The 16,566-nt window shown below is 73.9% G+C and carries 12 protein-coding genes and 1 pseudogene; 4 read left to right on the forward strand and 9 right to left on the reverse strand.

Going from position 1 to position 16,566, the window contains the following annotated elements:
- Positions 1-95: 95 nt before the first annotated feature.
- On the reverse strand, positions 96-1,640 hold the full coding sequence (locus ACQYWQ_RS08400) for a DUF4157 domain-containing protein (protein WP_431033396.1): 1,545 nt from the start codon (positions 1,638-1,640) through the stop codon (positions 96-98).
- 104 nt (positions 1,641-1,744) lie between these two features.
- Positions 1,745-2,845 carry a hypothetical protein gene (locus tag ACQYWQ_RS08405; protein WP_431033398.1) on the reverse strand — a complete coding sequence of 367 codons (1,101 nt, stop codon included), beginning with the start codon at positions 2,843-2,845 and terminating at the stop codon, positions 1,745-1,747.
- A gap of 298 nt (positions 2,846-3,143) precedes the next feature.
- Here ACQYWQ_RS08405 and ACQYWQ_RS08410 point away from each other — a divergent pair, with 298 nt between their 5' ends.
- Both ACQYWQ_RS08410 and ACQYWQ_RS08415 read left to right on the forward strand, forming a co-directional pair.
- On the forward strand, positions 3,144-3,635 hold the full coding sequence (locus tag ACQYWQ_RS08410; RefSeq protein WP_431033400.1) for a DinB family protein: 492 nt from the start codon (positions 3,144-3,146) through the stop codon (positions 3,633-3,635).
- A 99-nt stretch (positions 3,636-3,734) separates the two neighbouring features.
- Complete coding sequence (locus tag ACQYWQ_RS08415) at positions 3,735-4,130, forward strand: hypothetical protein (RefSeq protein ID WP_431033402.1); 396 nt, start codon at positions 3,735-3,737, stop codon at positions 4,128-4,130.
- A gap of 9 nt (positions 4,131-4,139) precedes the next feature.
- On the opposite strand, the gene ACQYWQ_RS08420 is transcribed toward ACQYWQ_RS08415, so the two are convergent.
- Both ACQYWQ_RS08420 and ACQYWQ_RS08425 read right to left on the reverse strand, forming a co-directional pair.
- Positions 4,140-4,754: a histidine phosphatase family protein gene (locus ACQYWQ_RS08420; protein ID WP_431033404.1), complete on the reverse strand. Its 615-nt coding sequence runs from the start codon at positions 4,752-4,754 to the stop codon at positions 4,140-4,142.
- Positions 4,755-5,169: 415 nt separating this feature from the next.
- The gene (locus ACQYWQ_RS08425; protein WP_431033406.1) at positions 5,170-5,928 is read right to left on the reverse strand and encodes a DeoR/GlpR family DNA-binding transcription regulator; all 759 of its coding nucleotides are present in this window, start codon (positions 5,926-5,928) and stop codon (positions 5,170-5,172) included.
- 81 nt (positions 5,929-6,009) lie between these two features.
- Between ACQYWQ_RS08425 and ACQYWQ_RS08430 the strand changes: the two are divergent.
- Positions 6,010-6,677: pseudogene (locus ACQYWQ_RS08430) on the forward strand (NUDIX domain-containing protein).
- A 199-nt stretch (positions 6,678-6,876) separates the two neighbouring features.
- Here the strand turns inward: ACQYWQ_RS08430 and ACQYWQ_RS08435 are convergent.
- From ACQYWQ_RS08435 to leuA, 5 genes are all read right to left on the reverse strand, one after another.
- A complete protein-coding gene (locus ACQYWQ_RS08435) occupies positions 6,877-8,499 on the reverse strand; it encodes a phosphodiester glycosidase family protein (RefSeq protein WP_431033408.1) in 1,623 nt (540 codons plus the stop codon).
- Positions 8,500-8,665: 166 nt separating this feature from the next.
- A complete protein-coding gene (locus ACQYWQ_RS08440) occupies positions 8,666-9,640 on the reverse strand; it encodes an SDR family oxidoreductase (protein ID WP_431033410.1) in 975 nt (324 codons plus the stop codon).
- Positions 9,641-9,821: 181 nt separating this feature from the next.
- The gene (locus ACQYWQ_RS08445) at positions 9,822-11,723 is read right to left on the reverse strand and encodes an FG-GAP-like repeat-containing protein (protein WP_431033412.1); all 1,902 of its coding nucleotides are present in this window, start codon (positions 11,721-11,723) and stop codon (positions 9,822-9,824) included.
- Between the two features lie 247 nt (positions 11,724-11,970).
- Positions 11,971-12,732: a TerB family tellurite resistance protein gene (locus ACQYWQ_RS08450; protein WP_431033414.1), complete on the reverse strand. Its 762-nt coding sequence runs from the start codon at positions 12,730-12,732 to the stop codon at positions 11,971-11,973.
- A 532-nt stretch (positions 12,733-13,264) separates the two neighbouring features.
- Entirely contained in the window at positions 13,265-14,962 is a 1,698-nt protein-coding gene (gene leuA / locus ACQYWQ_RS08455; RefSeq protein WP_431039113.1) for a 2-isopropylmalate synthase, read from the reverse strand.
- A 551-nt stretch (positions 14,963-15,513) separates the two neighbouring features.
- On the opposite strand from leuA, the gene ACQYWQ_RS08460 reads away from it, so the two are divergent.
- Positions 15,514-16,563: a M4 family metallopeptidase gene (locus ACQYWQ_RS08460; protein WP_431033416.1), complete on the forward strand. Its 1,050-nt coding sequence runs from the start codon at positions 15,514-15,516 to the stop codon at positions 16,561-16,563.
- Positions 16,564-16,566: the final 3 nt, after the last annotated feature.

A 16,566-nucleotide genomic window follows, 5' to 3' on the forward strand; every position in this document is an offset into this window, starting at 1 on the left:
GCGCCGCGCGCACCGCCCCCGGCCGCGGTGGCTCAGCCTCGGGGCGCGGTGGCTCAACCCCCGGGCGCGACGGCTCTGCCCCCGGGCGCGGTGGCTCAGCCCCGGCCGGGCAGCGGCTCCAGGAAGGACATCCCCACCGGGAACTGGCGCGGGTCCTTGCTCTTCTCCACCGTGACGTCGGCGACGAAGAGCTGGAAGAGCAGGCGGCTCGGGCTCGTCTGCTTGGCCCTGCCCGCGAGCGAGACGCTGAAGTCCCCGCCCTGCGGCTCGTACGTGGCCGACTGCTTCTTGCGCGGCGCCCGCGCCTTGGCCCCTGCCACCGCCCGCTGTTCCCGCTCCTCCGCCTTCAGGCCGATGAAGCCCTCGCGCGTGCCCTCGTGCTCGGAGGCGGGGCGATGCTTCCCGCCCAGCTCGGGGACCCCCTGGAAGACATCCAGTTTCTTGTTGGGGGCGACGGCCAGGTAGTCGTCCTTGAAGAGGAGTTCGTGTGCTCCGGGCTTGAGGGTGAAGCACAGCATGATGTCGTTCCCCTTCTTCGCCTGGTAGTAGTCCTCCGCCTGCTCGATGTCCCCGAGGTGGTTGCCGATGGTGGGTCCCTTGTGGTGCTGGGGCTTCTCCTCGGCGGCGCGCCCCGCGGGTCCCCGGCGGATGTAGCTCTCGTCCTTCGCGTGCTGCCCCGCGCCCCAGTGCCCGCGCAGTTGCGCGGCCTCGGCGGGTGTCACGGACCGGTAGAGCTTCAGCCGCGGGGCGGCGGGGTCCTTCCCGTCCAGTTCCTCCAGGAGCTTCTTGCCGATGCGGTCGAGGATGTCCTCGTTCTTGTACGTGACGCCGTCCTCGACCCGCTGCGCGCCCGCGACCAGGCCGGGCTCCGCCTTGCCCTGCCAGTGCTTGAGGTGGAGCTGGTTCTGCACGTTGTCCGGGTCGTCGGGGTCGTACGCGCGCTGCACCACGGGCGCGCCGCCCGCGACCGGCCGCTCCTCGGCCCGCTGCACGTCCGCGCGCTCACCGGCGCCCGCATGCCCGGCGCCGCCCGCGCGCTCACCGGCGCCCGCGTGCCCGCCGGAGCCCGCCAGGGCCCGTACGGCGTTCGCCTCGGCCTCCCGCTCGAAGCGGTCCGAGGGGTCCGAGACCTTGAGCCCGGCCCCGTTGTCGGTCCCGGCGACGGGCCCGGTGCGCTGCTGGATGACGTGGGTCAGCTCGTGCGCGAGGGTGTGCCTGTCCCCGCCCCCGTCCCCGAGCACGACGTGGCTGCCGCTCGTGTACGCCCGCGCACCGACCTCGGCGGCCGAGGCCCGCGCCGCGGCGTCGCTGTGCAGCCGTACGTCGGAGAAGTCGGCCCCGAGCCGCGCCTCCATATCGGCCCGCACGCCCGATTCGAGTGGCCGTCCCGCGGCCCGCAGCACGTCGTGCACGGCGGAGCGCCGCACGGCCTGCGGGTGCGCGCACCCGGGCCCGTGCCGGTGCTCGTCCTCCTCGGCCCGCTGCACCGCCCACGGGTGCCCCGCGGCGCGCAGGGTCTGCACGACGGCCGCGTTCCCGGCCCCCGCGAGGTGGTCGAGCGGCCCCGCGGGACGCACGGGCCGCGCCCGGCGCCCGGCGGCGGTGCGTGCGGAGTCCTCGGACTTCTCCTGAGCGTGCATGAGGCAAGGTCTTCCCGTACGAGGCAGCCGACGCTCCCCTTCCTACCGCCGCGCACCCCCGCACACCAGGTGCGCGGGGGCAGCCCCCGGGGGCCGCCGGGGCATCACTGCACGAGGTCGACGAAGGGATGCGCGGGGTCGGCGGGGCAGGCGTGGAGCTGGAGTGTGTCGCAGTCGCCGAGGGTGAGGGCGGCCTGGTTGCCGGACTCGACGTCGCCGTGGCCCCACCGGACAAGGTCACGGTCCTCGTAGGGAATCCAGGTGCCGCTGTCCCCGTACGCCTCCGTGCTGGCGAGGGTGAGCAGGGGTTCGGCGGGGGTGCCGCAGGCGGGGCAGGGGCGGTCGACGGGGTCGGTGCGGCCCCACGTGGACCAGCCGCCGGCCTTCCAGCCGGGGGCGAGGGAGAGGGCGCAGCGGTACAGGTCCTCGTACCTCTCGGCGTCGTCGGGGTCCAGGTCCGGGTGCTCCGCGACGAGCGCGTCCAGGCGGACACCGGCGGCCTCCCACCGGCTCTCGCCCTCGATCTCCTCGGCCAACCCGGGTTCGAGGAGCGCGAGTTCCATGAGGTTGGGGTACTCGGTGACGCGCTCGGGCGCGAGGAGGCAGGGCTCGGGGACATAGCCGGAGTACTGCACGGAAGCGGGGCGGGGCGGCTCGGCGAGTACGTCGGTGACGTCCGCGGCGGTACGCCGGCGCAGGGTCACGCGCGGGTAGGGCTTGCCGTCCTCGTCGTGGTCGAAGGGGCACCACAGCACCTGGAGCACGTCGGTCCCGGCGAAGAGGCCCGGCAGCGGGACGTCGCGGGCCCACAGCTGGGCGACCGGCAGCATCGGTACGGGATTCGCGGGCCACGGCACCCGCGCGTTGGCCTGCCGCAGGGCCTCCCGCTCCTCGGGGCGCAGGCGCTCGGCCCGGGGCCCCGGGCGGCTCGCCTCCTCGCGCAGGAGGCGGCGCGTGGTGCGCACCCCCTCCAGCGACTCGGCATGGTCCCCGCGCACGGGCTTCGGCTTGTCCCACTCGTGCGGTCCGGCGCAGCTCGGCCAGGGTTCCTCGGCGGGCCACAGGAGAGGCCCGCCGACGGAGCTGTCGTGTGCCGTGGGCGCCCCGTTGCGGGGGTGGAGCCGGTAGGCGGTACGGGCGAAGGGGGCCAGCTCCGGGAAGATCGCCGTGACGTCGACCGGCCGGGGCGGGGTCGTACGGGTCATTCCTGGCTCCCTGCTCGCGCGCCGGTACGAACGGGAGCGAGTATCGCGCACGCGGGGCGCCGGACGGCACGCGGCCCGGTGGAGACGGTCTCGGGTGCGATGAGCGGGGCCAGTTGGGCGAGGTCGCGCGTGTCCTGACGCGCGCGTCGTGGCGCAGGGAGCGGGCGGGGGCGTCGGCGGCCGGGCGGGGGCGTCGTCGGCGGAGGGCGCGGGCACGGGCACGGGCGCACACCAACTGCACGCGTAGCGGCACGGGTTGGGCCGCTCCGCTGTCGGCGCCACGTGGCAGTCTCCCTCCATGATGGAGACGAACACCCCTGAGAAGAAGGCCCTTTCCACGTTTCTCGCGGCTCAGCGCGCCGCCGTGCTCGCCGTCGTCGACGGGCTCGGCACGGAGGCGCTCACCACACCGGTGCTGCCCTCCGGCTGGACGCCGCTCGGGCTCGTGGAGCACCTGGGGTACGCGGAACGGCACTGGTTCCAGGAGGTGGTCACCGGCACCGCCGTTCCCCTCGAATGGCCTGACGACCCGGCCCCGTTGACGACTCCGCGAGCCCCCGACATCGTCTTCGCCTTCTACGCGGACCAGTGCCGCCGCTCCGACGCCGTACTCGCCCGCACCTCGCTCGACGCGGCCCCGCTCGGCCACCATCCCGGCCCGCTCGGCGAGGAGTTCGGCGACGTGCGCGGCATCGTGCTCCACCTGATCGAGGAAACGGCACGCCACGTGGGCCACTTGGACGTCGTACGCGAACTCCTGGACGGCCGCACGGGCTTGGGCCCCCGCTGAGAGCCGCCCGCGCGCCACCGCAGCACCTCCTCTCCCCAACTTCACCCACGCCCCCGAGGGTTACGGTGGCAGCCGGATTCGATGGAGGGGGCGGGCGGGATGCCTGGAGCGTGGGCGAAGCGGGGCAGGCGGCGCACGGTGTGGCTGTACGGGGGTCTCGCACTGTTCGCCGCCGGGCTGGTCGTCGTCGCACTCGCCGTCAACGCGCTGCGCTCGGGCCCGGGTTGTCATGGCGGCTGCGTGGGAGCACCCAGGGGCGAGGCCACGAGCGTGGGACGCGCCGAGGACCGCCAACCCCTGCTCGTCGTGGTGGTGCCCGCGGAGGATGACGGCCCCGACACGGCGGCGGTCGTCTCCGCCGCAGGCGGCGCGCTCGGCGCGGTCCTCGGCGGCACGGCGATGCTCCTCTCCGTCCTGCGCCGCCGCAACCCCCCGCCCGAGGCGGCCCCGCAGGCGCCCGGCCCCACGGACGAACAGCCCCGCGAGAACCCGTAGCCTCCCCCCTCACACGTACTCCTCCGGCGGAGCGTCCGTCCAGCGCAGCTCCGGCGTGAGGTGGCTCATGTCGTTCTGGACGTGGAGGCAGGGGGCGCGGCCCGGGGTGTGCCGGATGGTGGTGAGCGAGGCGTGCGAGTGGTTGATGCCGAGCCAGCGCCAGCGCGGGGCGTGGAGCGCTTCGCGGACGAGCCAGGCGATGAGGAAGTTGTGGGTCACGACGACGTCATGCCGAATCGTGTCACCCTCCGCGGGACCGGCGTACACGTCAGCCGCGCGGGCGGCGAGTTCGCGCCCTGCCTCGGCCTCATCGGGCGTCGTGTCCGCGAGGAAGCCGAGGTAGAAGTCGGCCAGGGCGGGCGGGAGTTCGCCCCGGTGCGGCAGGTGCGGCACGTAGTCGCCCGCCGTTTCCGCGACTTGGGGCCGCACCCCGGCGCGCTCCCCGAGAATCCGCGCGGTCTCTGCGGCGCGCGGAAGCGGACCGTGGTGCAGCGAGGCGAGGGGCAGCCGCCCCAGCCGCTCCCCGAGGAGTTCGGCCTGCCTGCGCCCGCGCGCGGTGAGCCCGCCGCCGTCGGGCGCGGGTTCGGCGTGGCGGACGAGGTGGACGAAGCGGGTCGCGGGCAAGGGGGCCTCCAGGACATGATCGGGACGCGGCGAGGGACGCGCGCGTCCCGTACGGCGGTTCCGCGGTACGCGCACCACGACCGGGCCGGAAGAGATCCCGGCGCTCCGCGCGCACGGCGATGCCGACGCCCCCGAGGAGTGGTGGCGCCGGGGGCGGCGGTACGCGGTGCGGTACGCGCGCCGACACGGGCAGGCCGCTGTGCGAGGGGACCGTGCCGTCGCTCGCGCCGCGGAGAGTGGCGACCGGGCTCGCGCGCGGGGTGGCGGGCGCCCCTCGGAGCGCCTGGGCGCTCGTGCCCGTACGGCGCTGAGAGGCGGGCCCGTACACGTACGGGCCGGGAGCGCGCCCGCGCTCGTACGACCCGAAGCCCCCACGCCCGTACGGCCGTCGGCGCCGCCGTTCCCGGGCGGGACCTCACCCCGCCCGGAGGATCTCCACGCCCAGGCCCACGAGTTGGGCGAGGACCGGGTCGTCCGCCTCGGCGTCCGTGATGAGGCCGGTGATCTTCTGCCAGGGCAGGACGCGGAAGCGGGAGGCCGTGCCGATCTTCTCGGAGGAGGCGAGGATGTAGGTCTCTGCGGCGCGCGAGGCGAGAGCGCGTTTCATGGCGGCCTCGTCGGCGTCGCCCGTCGTGAGGCCGACCTCGGGGTGGACCCCGGTGACGCCGAGGAGGCACAGGTCGGCCGAGACGTTCTGCGCGGCCTCGACGGCGGCGGCGCCGCACGTGACGGCGGAGTGCTTGAAGAGGCGGCCGCCGAGGAGGAAGAGTTCGGCGCGCGGGTGGTCGAGGAGCGCGGCGGCGATCGTGGGGCTGTGCGTGATGACCGTGCAGGGGAGTTCGTGCGGGAGGGCGCGGGCGAGCGCGAGCGCGGTCGTGCCGCCGTCGAGGATGACCGCGCCGCCGGGGCGGATGAGCTTCGCTGCGAGCGCGGCGACCTTCCGCTTGCCGTCCGGTGCGACGGCCTGGCGCGCGGTGTACCCGGCGACGGCGGGCGAGACGGGGAGGGCACCCCCGTACACCCGCTGGCACAGGCCCTCGGCGGCCAGGTCGCGGAGGTCGCGGCGGACGCTGTCCTCGGAGATACCCAGGTCCGCTGCGACGTCCTTGGCGATGATCTTGCCTTCGTTCGTCAGCAGACCGAGGAGGTGATCGCGGCGTTCAGCAGCAAGCATGAACATTCCCTCCCGTTCTTGCACGTTCTTGCGGGTAGTCTACCGTCCGTCGGCCCGCCCGCGTACCCCCAGGAGCCCACCGTGACAGACCGCCGCCGCCCCGGCGTCGAGATCCCCGATCACCGCGGCCGCACCGGCCTCGACCGGGCGGGACGCGATCTCGACCGCAACCCGGACGTCGTGGTCGAGAACGTCGAGCTGACCTCGCAAGGGTGGCACGTCCTGCGCCGTACGAGATTCGCGTACCGCCGCGGGGACGGCCGCCGGCAGACGCTGGAACGCGAGACGTACGACAGGGGGACGGCGCGGTCGTTCTCCCGTACGACGCGGGGCGCCAACGCGTCCTGCTGACGCGCCAGTTCCGCTACCCGGCGTACGTGAACGGCCACCCTGACGGCATGCTGGTCGAGGCGGCGGCCGGCCTCCTCGACGCGGACGCCCCCGAAGCGGCCGTCCGCAGGGAGGCGGAGGAGGAGCTGGGCGTCCGCCTCGGCCCGCTGACCCCCGTCTGCGCCGCGTACATGAGCCCCGGTTCGGTCACCGAACGCCTCCACTTCTACGCGACCCCCTACACCCCGGCGGACCGCGTGACCCGCGGCGGCGGCGTGGCGGACGAGGGAGAGGACATCGAAGTCCTGGAACTCCCCAGCGGCGAGGCCCTGTCCATGACCCGCGACGGCCGCATCACGGACGCCAAGACGGTGATGCTGTTGCAGCGGGCGGCGCTGGAAGGGGTGCTGTCGCGCTGAGGACCCCCGAGCGGACAGCACCCCGCACCACCCGGGCGAGGCCCCGGACCACCCGCACCGAGGCCCCGCACCACCCGCACCGCGGCCCCACGCCGCCCGGGCCGAGGCCCCCACGCCACCCGCACCGCGGCCCCGCGCCGCCCGGACCGCGGCCCCGCGCCGCCCGGGACTCACCCGAGCCGGGCCCGCGGCAACCGGGTCACCCCTCCGGTACGACCACCAGCGCGTCGCCCACCGGGCGCTCCCCCGTCGCGTCCGACGGCTGGTTGATCATCGTGCCGTCGATCGCCATCGTCGTCGAGCCACCGCCGTCGAGGTTCAGGGCCTCGCGCAGGCCCAGGGAGTGGGCGACCCGCGCGGTCTCCTCGATGCTGAGGCCGAGCGAGGCGGTGCTGCGACCGTCCGCGGTGACGAGGACCGTGCGCCCGGCCGCGTCGGTGCCCGCGAAGGTGCGCGGGTTGCGCTTGAGCACCCAGCCGTAGAAGAAGCCGGGGTTACCGGGCTGGACCATGCCGTCGGTGGCGGGCGTGACGTGGACGCGGCCGTCGCGGACGAGTTCGGGGCCGCCGTTGACGATGCTCGTACGGGCCGACGGCGTGACCGCGCGCCCGTGCGCGTCCCGCAGACCGCCCGTGACGCGGAGGACCCGCCCGGGCCGCGCCCACGCCGTGAGCCGCGCCGCCTCCGCACCCGTCGCCTGCACCGAGGAGCCACCGGGTGGCAGCGCCCCGCCGCGCGGCGACCGCACCCCGGTGACCCGCCCCGCCCGGTCGAGCACCGCCTCCACGCCCGGGCCCTTCGGCGTACTGGCCCCGAACTCCTCCGTGAACACGACGAGTTCGTCGGGGTCCGTGCACGTCGTGTCGTGCCGGGGCACGGAGACCGGCAGGTCGTCCCGCGTGCCGCCGCAGTTGCGGATCAGGCCCGGTACGCGGTTGATCCCGTCGAGCGGCGCCGTGCCCTCACGCGCCGTGAGCCTGCCGCGCCACGTGAAGCGCCCGACCTCGGCCCGCGCGCCCCGTACCACCAGCGCCGGGCGCCCGTTCGTCGCCTCGCTCAGCACCTTGCCGCCGTACACCCCGACGCCCGCCGGGTCCCCGGGCGCACCCGCCTGCGGGTCGAGGACGAAGAAGCCCGCGTTGACCGCGGCCTTCGCCCCGGCGGCGCGCGCCAGCTCGCTCGTCGTCTCGCGCCGCTCCAGGTCGGGCCCGTACGTGGCGGACACCGCGCCCCGGAACCGCTTCGGGTCGATCGTGAGCACGTCGATCCGCCACGGCCCCCGGTCCTGAGCGTCCCCGTCCCAGCCGGTGTACCAGGCCGAGGCCGTGTACCCGGCGGCGGCGAGCGCGGCCCGCGCCGCCGTCGCCTCGCCCTCGGCCCCGTAACGGCCCACGCGGACCCGCCAGCCGAGCGTGCCGCCCGCGAAGTCGGCCGCGCGCGCCGCCACGACCTCCTCCACGCGCGCGCCGAAGCCGTCCGCCCGCAGGCGTGCGGCCAGCTCCTCGGCACTCGCGCGGTCGCGCAGCGCGGCGGGCGGGGCGTCAGGGTCCGGTGAACCCGCGCCACCGGGAACCGACACCTCGGCCGTCCACTCCCTGGCGGGCGCGTCGGCGCCGCGCACGATCCGGGTCAGCGTCACGCCGGGCGCGAGCGCCGTCGTCGTACGGGTCTCGGTGAGCCCGGGGGCGCCGACGCGGAGCCCGGGGGCGGGCGCCGGACGGTGCGGAACGGCACCCGCGGGCGCCGCGAGCGCGCCCACGAGCGTGAGCGAGGCGAGCGCGGCGGCCGTACCCGCGCCCTTGCCGAAGAGCCTGCCGGTCATGTCGTCTCCTCCGCGTCGTGAAGCGCCAAGCACGCCGGGCACGCCGGGCACGACGAACGCACCGGGCGCGCCGGGCGCCCCGCGCGCCGCCACCCTGCCGCGCCCGGTACGAGGCGCACAAGGTCCCCACGGCGAAGACGAGTTGACCATCAACCGACCACTCCCCTCACCGGTAGTCCTCCGGCACCCCCTTCGCGCCACCGAACACCACGTCCCTGAAGTACGCGAAGGAGTCGGGGCGGCTGCCGTCCACGTCCGTCACGTCGTAGGCGCTCGCGAGTGCGGCGCTCGACGCCGACGCTCCGGACCAGCGGGCGCGCTGGGGATCGGCGGCCAGGGCAGCGAGGCCGCGGGCGAGGTATTGGGGCGACTCGGCGATCGCGAAGTGGGGGTCCTTGGCGACGGCTTCGCGCCAGTTCGCCTCCGTGACACCGAAGAAGGCGAGCATCTGCTCCGAGCGCAGGAAGCCGGGACTCACGCTGAGCGCCGTGCCGTTGAAGGGTGCCAGCTCCTCGGAGAGCGCGAAGGCGATGCGGTGCGGGGTGGTCTTGGCGAGATCGAAGTAGAGGTTGTCCCGGAAACGCTTGTTGAACTCCGCCGTCCCGTCGGTCACTTCGATGTGCAGCGGGCCTTCCGAGCGGATCAGGAGCGGGAGCGCGAGGCCCGCGGTGATGACGTGCGAGCGGATGCCGAGGTCGATCATGCGCAGCCCGTCGGAAAGCGGCGTCTCCCAGCTCTTCTTGCCGAACACGTGCTCGGCGACGAGGTGTTCACCACCCCAGAGGTCGTTGACGAGGATGTCGAGCCGCCCGTGGTCCGCCCCGATCCGCGCGAAGAGCGCGCGGGCCTGCTCCTCGTCGAGGTGATCGGTCGGCACGGCGATCCCCGTGCCCCCCGCGGCCGTCACCAGCTCGCCGGTCTCCTCGATCGTCTCCTGGGGCCGTCCGACCTCGCTCGTGTGCGTACGGGTCGTACGGCCCGTCACGTAGACGGTCGCCCCCGCCTCGCCGAGTGCGAGCGCGATCGCCCTGCCGAGGCCCCGTGTCGCCCCCGCGACGAGGGCGATCCTGCCGGTGAGGGGCCCCTGCCCCGCCGCCGCCGACTGCTGCTGCTCCCGCGTGATGTGGTCCATGCCGTCCATCGTGGACGCCCATCCCGCCAGAACCTGTCACCTTTTCCCGGAACGCGCACGTGTCCCCGGCGAGGGCAGCCCCGAGCGACCGGGAGGGTCACGAAGGACGCGCTCCCGGCGCTCGGGCGGCGGACCGCTCCCGGCGCCCGGACGGCGGACCGCTCCCGGCGCTCGGGGCCGCCCCGCCGGGTCAGGACAGCGGGCTGAACCAGTCGCGGACCGGCGCGCTCACGCCCGTACCCGTACTGGTGAAGCGCCACAGGCCGTAGGTCCGGCGCCCGTCCGTGCCGAGCCCGTTGTCGTAGAGCGCGCCGACATCGTCCTTGCCGTCGCCGTCGAAGTCGCCGCCGAAGGGAAGGGCCCGGCTCCACGTCCAGCTCGTGGCGCTCGTCCACACCTTCTTCGGGGCCGCGAAGCCGGAACCCGTGCTCGCGAAGGTCCACAGGGCCGTCTCGGCCAGGCCGCTCGTCGCGTTCTTCCCGTTGTCGTACAGCACCCCGACGTCGGTCTTGCCGTCGCCGTCGAAGTCGCCCGCCACCGGCCTGCTCAGCGCCCAGTTCCAGCTGCTCGTGCTCTGCCAGACCCGCTGCGGGGCGGCCAGTCCGTCGCGCGTGCCCGCGAAGGTCCACCACGCGGTCCTGAACGCCCCGTCGGCGTCCTTGCCGTTGTCGTAGAGGACGCCGATGTCGTCCTTGCCGTCGCCGTCGAAGTCACCGGCCGCCGTCTTGATGTGGCTCCACGTCCAGCTCGTGGCACTCGTCCACACCTTCTTCGGGGCCGCGAAGCCGGAACCGGTGCTCCGGAAGTCCCAGAGCCCCGTCTCCTGGAGGCCGGTCGTCGCGTTCTTCCCGTAGTCGTACAGCACCCCGACGTCGGCCTTGCCGTCACCGTCGAAGTCGCCAGCGACGGGCAGGCTCGCCGCCCAGTTCCAGCTGCCCGTGCTCTGCCACACGCGCTGCGGCTCCGCGAAGCCCTCGCCCGTGCTCGTGAAGGTCCACAGCGCGCTCTTGTACGTGCCGTCGGCGTTCCTGCCGTTGTCGTAGAGGACGCCGATGTCGTCCTTGCCGTCGCCGTCGAAGTCACCGGGGACGAGCTTGACGTGGCTCCAGGTCCAGCTGGACTCCTCGCTCTGCCAGACGACCCGCGGGGCGGACAGACGCCCGCCGTCGCCGCTGTGGAGCCACAGCGCGACGCGGCGCTTGCCGGTGGAGCCGTCGAGACCGTAGTCGTACAGCACGGCGGCGTCGTCCTTGCCGTCCCCGTCGAAGTCGCCCCCGACCGGCAGGCCCTGCTGGGGCAGGGAGGCGACCTGCTGGACCCAGGCGGTGATGTCGTCCAGGCGCGTGGAGACGGCGCCCGTGCGGGTCCCGGCCTCGTCCATTCCGTAGCAACCCCCCTGCCAGGAGCGGCTGTTGACGGCGACGAGGCGCAAGGTCCCGTCCACCTCCCGCAGTACGGGGCCGCCCGCGTCACCGGCGCAGACCGCGTCCGACGCGCTCGCTCCCTCGGTGACGAGGTCCGCGCCGTCGACCGACGTGGTGACCCCGGAGGCCGTGTGCAGGGCAAGCGGCGCCCACTCCTCGCGGGTGCGGCCGTAGCCCGCCGTGGTGAGCCTCTCCCCGGGCGCGGGCGGGGTGAGCGCCGGCGGGACGGGGGTGATGCCCGTCGTCGGGGTGTCCAGGCGGGCCATGACGAGGTCGCGGTCGGTCCTGGGGACCAGCTCGACGACCTCGCGGACCTGTCCGGTCGTCGTGGTGAGATCGGTGCGCCCGATGGTCGCCGTGGTCTTCCACCGGGGCTTCCCCGCGGTCACGTGCCCGGGGCTCTGCGCCAGGTCGTCCGCGAAGCACTGGGCCGAGGTCGCGAGCCACTGCGGGGCCACCAGGACGGCGGAGCAGGCCCGTTGGGTGTCGCCCAGCACGAGCCGGGCGGTGAAGGAGAGCGAGTCCTTCGCGGCGGGACCGCCTGTGGTGGCGGCGGCCGGCACCCCCGCGAGCGAGGCGGCGACGAGAGCGCCGACGAGGACGGCACCCGTGAGTGCCGTGGGTCTGGTGGTGATGCGCACGTGAACTATCCCAGGGTCGAGGAACATCGGCGGACGCCCGGGCGGAGCCTCACGGCGCTCAGGCGGCGTCCGGCGTGTCCCCCCACTCAGCCGTCACACCGGCCATGCTTGCTCACACAAAGAGCACACACAAGACCCACGGAGGACACGTCACACACACGCTCCGACCGCATATCCCCTTTTGTGTAAGGGAATTGACGCCTTTTCGGCAGATGCCCGCTCCGCGGCTCGCGGGAGTCCCCGGAAAGTCCCGCCTCCCCTCGTCCGGCCCGCCTCAGGACGGCGTCCTGGCCTCCTCGAGGAGCCGTCCGACCTCCTCCGTGTCCAGGAGCAGCGCCGCGCCCACGACGTTCAGCGCCTCGCGCTCGGCCGAGGTGTAGGGGCCGTCCGCGAGGGCGACGCGGGCGCCCTGGAGAAGGATCGAGGCGCGGCCGAGCACGGCGAGGTGGGGGGCGAGCGGGTCGATGGACTCGTGCAGCTCTATGGCCAGCGTGAGCGCGGCGGTCTCGGCCTCGGCCGGGTCGTCGGGGCAGACCGGGGAGCCCGGGTCCTCGGCGAGCGCGCGCATGAGGGCGTAGAGCTGGTCGTCCTCGCAGTCGGTCCAGCCGGCCGCGCGGACGGTCGCGACGGCGGCGTCCATCGTGGAGCGCGAGGCGGTGCCGCTCGCGGCGAGCACGGCGACGACGACGGTGTGCACGGCGTCGCGCAGGAGCGCGCCGAAGCGGGCCGTCGTGGGGTGTTCGAGCGCCTCGACGCCGTACTCGGCGGCGCAGGCGCCGCACTCGACGACGGGGCCCGTGGTGCCGCGCGGGAGGAGCGGGACACCGAGGAAGGCCACGTACCTGGTGCCGGTCTTGCGCACGTAGGCGCGGTCGCCGCCGCAGTCGGGGCAGAAGAACTCGCCGTCGCTCTCGGCGTTCCAGCGCGTCCGCAGCCGCAGCGGGCCGTACCGGGCGCGCGTGGCGGGCGGGGTGTGGTGTGGTCCGGTCCCCGACCGCTGGTGACGGTCCTCGCCCCTGCCTCCGGCTCGTGCCACGGCGCACCTCCCTGTTCGGCGCGCGTGCGTCCTCGCACCGCGCTCGTCCTGCCCGCGGGCGAACCCGCTGTGCGCACGGGGACTGGGGTGCCCCGCACGGTGGCGCCGGGTGTCCGACGCCTTGGCGTGATGTTAGCCACATCGCCGTGATGGCGTCAGTACCCCGGCGTTACTCGGTCGATACCTGGCCGAGAGTGACCGCAGGCCCCGACAGGGCGTGAACCCTGCGGGGCCTGCGTGGTCCTGATGCCGCGAACTCCCGGGCGAGGGGTGAGGCGTGGGAGACGGCGGTTGACGGCCGCGGGGGTTGGCGGCCGGGGTCCGGGCGTGTCGTACGGGCGCGGTCGGCGGCCGTACGGCGGGCGCGGTCGGCGGCCGTACGGCGGGCGCGGTCGGCGGCCGTACGGCGGGCGCGGTCGGCGGCCGTACGGCGGGCCCGGCGCGGGCCGCGGCGGTACGGGGAGGTCGCCCCCGTACCGCCCGGCGTCGCTCCCGTACGGGCGCGAGGCTCACCCGCGTACGGGCAAGTGCCTCAGCGGCCCGCGCGGTTGACGGCGGAGACGACCGCCTTGAGCGAGGCGCGCGTCGTGTTGGCGTCGATGCCGATGCCCCACAGGACGCGGTCGCCGACGGCGCACTCGATGTACGAGGCGGCCTGGGCGCTCGCGCCCTCGCTCAGCGTGTGCTCCTGGTAGTCGAGCAGGCGCGCGTCGATGCCGACGCCCTGGAGGGCGTCGAAGAACGCGGAGATCGGGCCGTTGCCGCTGCCGGTCAGCTCGGTGTCGACGCCGTCCACGACGGCCTGCACGGTGAGCTTGTCCAGGCCGTTCTCGGTCTGCGCGGTGGTCTGCCCGGTGCGTACCTGCACGCGGCCCCACGGGTTCGCGGAGTTCGGCAGGTACTCGTCCTGGAAGACGTTCCAGATCTCGGCCGGGGTGACCTCGCCGCCCTCGGCGTCCGTGCGCGCCTGGATGATGCGCGAGAACTCGATCTGCATACGGCGCGGCAGGTCCAGCTTGTGGTCGTTCTTGAGGACGTACGCGACGCCGCCCTTGCCGGACTGCGAGTTGACGCGGATCACGGCCTCGTAGGAGCGGCCCACGTCCTTGGGGTCGATGGGCAGGTAGGGGACGGCCCACTCGACGTCGCCCAGCTGCTTGCCCTCGCGCGCGGCGCGCTGCTCCAGGGCCTCGAACCCCTTCTTGATGGCGTCCTGGTGGGAGCCGGAGAAGGCGGTGTAGACGAGGTCGCCCGCGTAGGGGTGGCGCGGGTGCACCTCCATCTGGTTGCAGTACTCGGCGGTGCGGCGGATCTCGTCGATGTCCGAGAAGTCGATCTGCGGGTCGACGCCCTGCGAGAAGAGGTTCATGCCGAGCGTCACCAGGTCCACGTTCCCGGTGCGCTCGCCCTGCCCGAACAGGCAGCCCTCGACGCGGTCGGCGCCCGCCATGACGGCGAGTTCGGCGGCGGCGACGGCGGTGCCGCGGTCGTTGTGGGGGTGCGCGGAGAGCGAGACGTGCTCGCGGTGCGACAGGTTGCGCGACATCCACTCGAAGCGGTCGGCGTAGGTCGAGGGGGCCGAACGCTCCACGGTGGCGGGCAGGTTGAGGATGATCTCGCGGCCGGGGCCCGGCTGCCAGACCTCCATGACCGCCTCGCAGACCTCCAGCGCGAAGTCCAGCTCGGTGTCCGTGAAGATCTCCGGCGAGTACTGGTAGCCGAAGACCGTCTCGGGGCCCAGCAGCTTCTCCGCGTACGCGATGACGTGCCGGGTGCCGTCGACGGCGATCTTCTTGATGTCGTCCTTGCTGCCCCGGAAGACGACCTCGCGGAAGACGGGCGCGGTCGCGTTGTACAGGTGGACGTTGGCGCGGCGGGCGCCGACGAGGGATTCGACGGTCCGCTCGATCAGCTCCTCGCGGGCCTGCGTCAGCACGGAGATCGTGACGTCCTCGGGGATCGCCTCGGGGTCCTCGATGATGGAGCGCACGAAGTCGAAGTCGGTCTGCCCCGATGACGGGAAACCGACCTCGATCTCCTTGTAGCCCATGCGTACGAGCAGGTCGAACATCTCGCGCTTGCGGGCGGGCGACATGGGGTCGATCAGGGCCTGGTTGCCGTCGCGCAGGTCGGTGGAGAGCCAGCGGGGCGCCTTCGTGATCCGCTTCTCGGGCCACGTGCGGTCGGGGATGTCCACCTGCTCGTAGCGGCCGTAGCGGTGGAAGGGCATCCCGGAGGGGGCCTGGAGGTGGGAGGTGTTGCCGAGCGGCTGCCGCCCGGAAGCAGTCCCGGGCGCGGAGGTCTCCTGCGCGGGAATCCTGTGTGCGGCGGCGGTGGGCTCGCTGGTGGTCATGTGCGGGGGCTCCTCTGAGGTCCGCTGAGGCTGAGGTGGCCGACGGGGCGGAAAACCGCAACACCTCACTCCGCGGGGAGGGGGTCGGCCTACGACTACAGACCCTCGCCGCGGCAGCTAAGAAGAAGCAGCCCGAAACGCATGATGCTCCGCACCTTAGCCGAGTCCCGCACGGCGCGAGACTCCGTATCACCATGCGGGACGCGAGCGGCCCACCGGTACGCGAGTGCGGCGGGCGCGCACGGGGAGGCATACGAGGGCGCATCACCATGCGGGAGGAGGCATGACCCCGTTGTCCGGCTCCGTCGGTCCCAGTATCGGCCGTCGGGCCCGGGCGATCTAAACCTCCACACGTGATCTGTCCCTCGTTCGTACGAAACTTCCCCGCGATTCGTGACAGTACGCATGTGCAGGGTAACCGTGAGCGCATGAACACTCACCTGCACCTCCCGCACCACGCCTTCTGCACGATCGTCCCCCCGCACCTGCTCGACCACCTCGCACGCGGCGGCCACGCGGCCGCGCGCCGCACGCTCGACGAGGACGCGGGCCGCCGCCTCCAGCGCCGGGAGACCGCGCTCGCCTTCACGCGCGCCGCGCCCGCCGGGGGCCCCACCGCCTCCGAGACCCCGGACCGCACCATCTATGACGCCCGTCACGGCATCCGTCTCCCGGGCCACAAGGTGCGTGCCGAGGGCGAGGAGCCGACGCGCGACGCGAGCGTCAACCGCGCGTACGCGGGCCTCGGCGCGACCTTCGACCTCTACCGCAAGGTCTTCGGGCGCGACTCCATCGACGGCCGCGGGCTGCCGCTCCACGCGAGCGTCCACTACGACCGCGAGTACAACAACGCCTTCTGGGACGGCAAGCAGATGGTCTTCGGCGACGGGGACGGCGAGATCTTCCTCGACTTCACGCTCCCGGTGGACGTCATCGGCCACGAGTTGACGCACGGCGTCACCCAGCACACGGCGAACCTGGAGTACCGGGACCAGGCGGGCGCGCTCAACGAGTCGGTGTCGGACGTCTTCGGCTCCCTCGTCAAGCAGTACGCGAAGCAGCAGCGCGCCGAGGACGCGGACTGGCTCATCGGCGACGAACTCCTCGCCCCCGACGTCGAGGGCACCGCGCTGCGCTCGATGAAGGCCCCCGGCACCGCGTACGACGACGACGTGCTCGGCAAGGACCCGCAGCCCGCGTCGATGGACGACTACGTGGACACGCGCGAGGACAACGGCGGCGTCCACATCAACTCCGGCATCCCCAACCGCGCCTTCTACCTCCTCGCGACCTCGCTCGGCGGGTACGCGTGGGAGCGGGCCGGGCGCATCTGGTTCGACGTGCTCACGGGCGGCGAGCTGTCGTCGACGGCCGATTTCGCCGAGTTCGCTTCGCTGACCAGCGCGGCCGCGGACGGCGCGGACGAGAAGGAGGCGATCACGAAGGCGTGGTCGGAGGTGGGTGTCCCCCTGTCATGAACC

The organism is Streptomyces sp. P6-2-1 (assembly GCF_050613165.1).
Classification (GTDB): Bacteria; Actinomycetota; Actinomycetes; order Streptomycetales; family Streptomycetaceae; genus Streptomyces.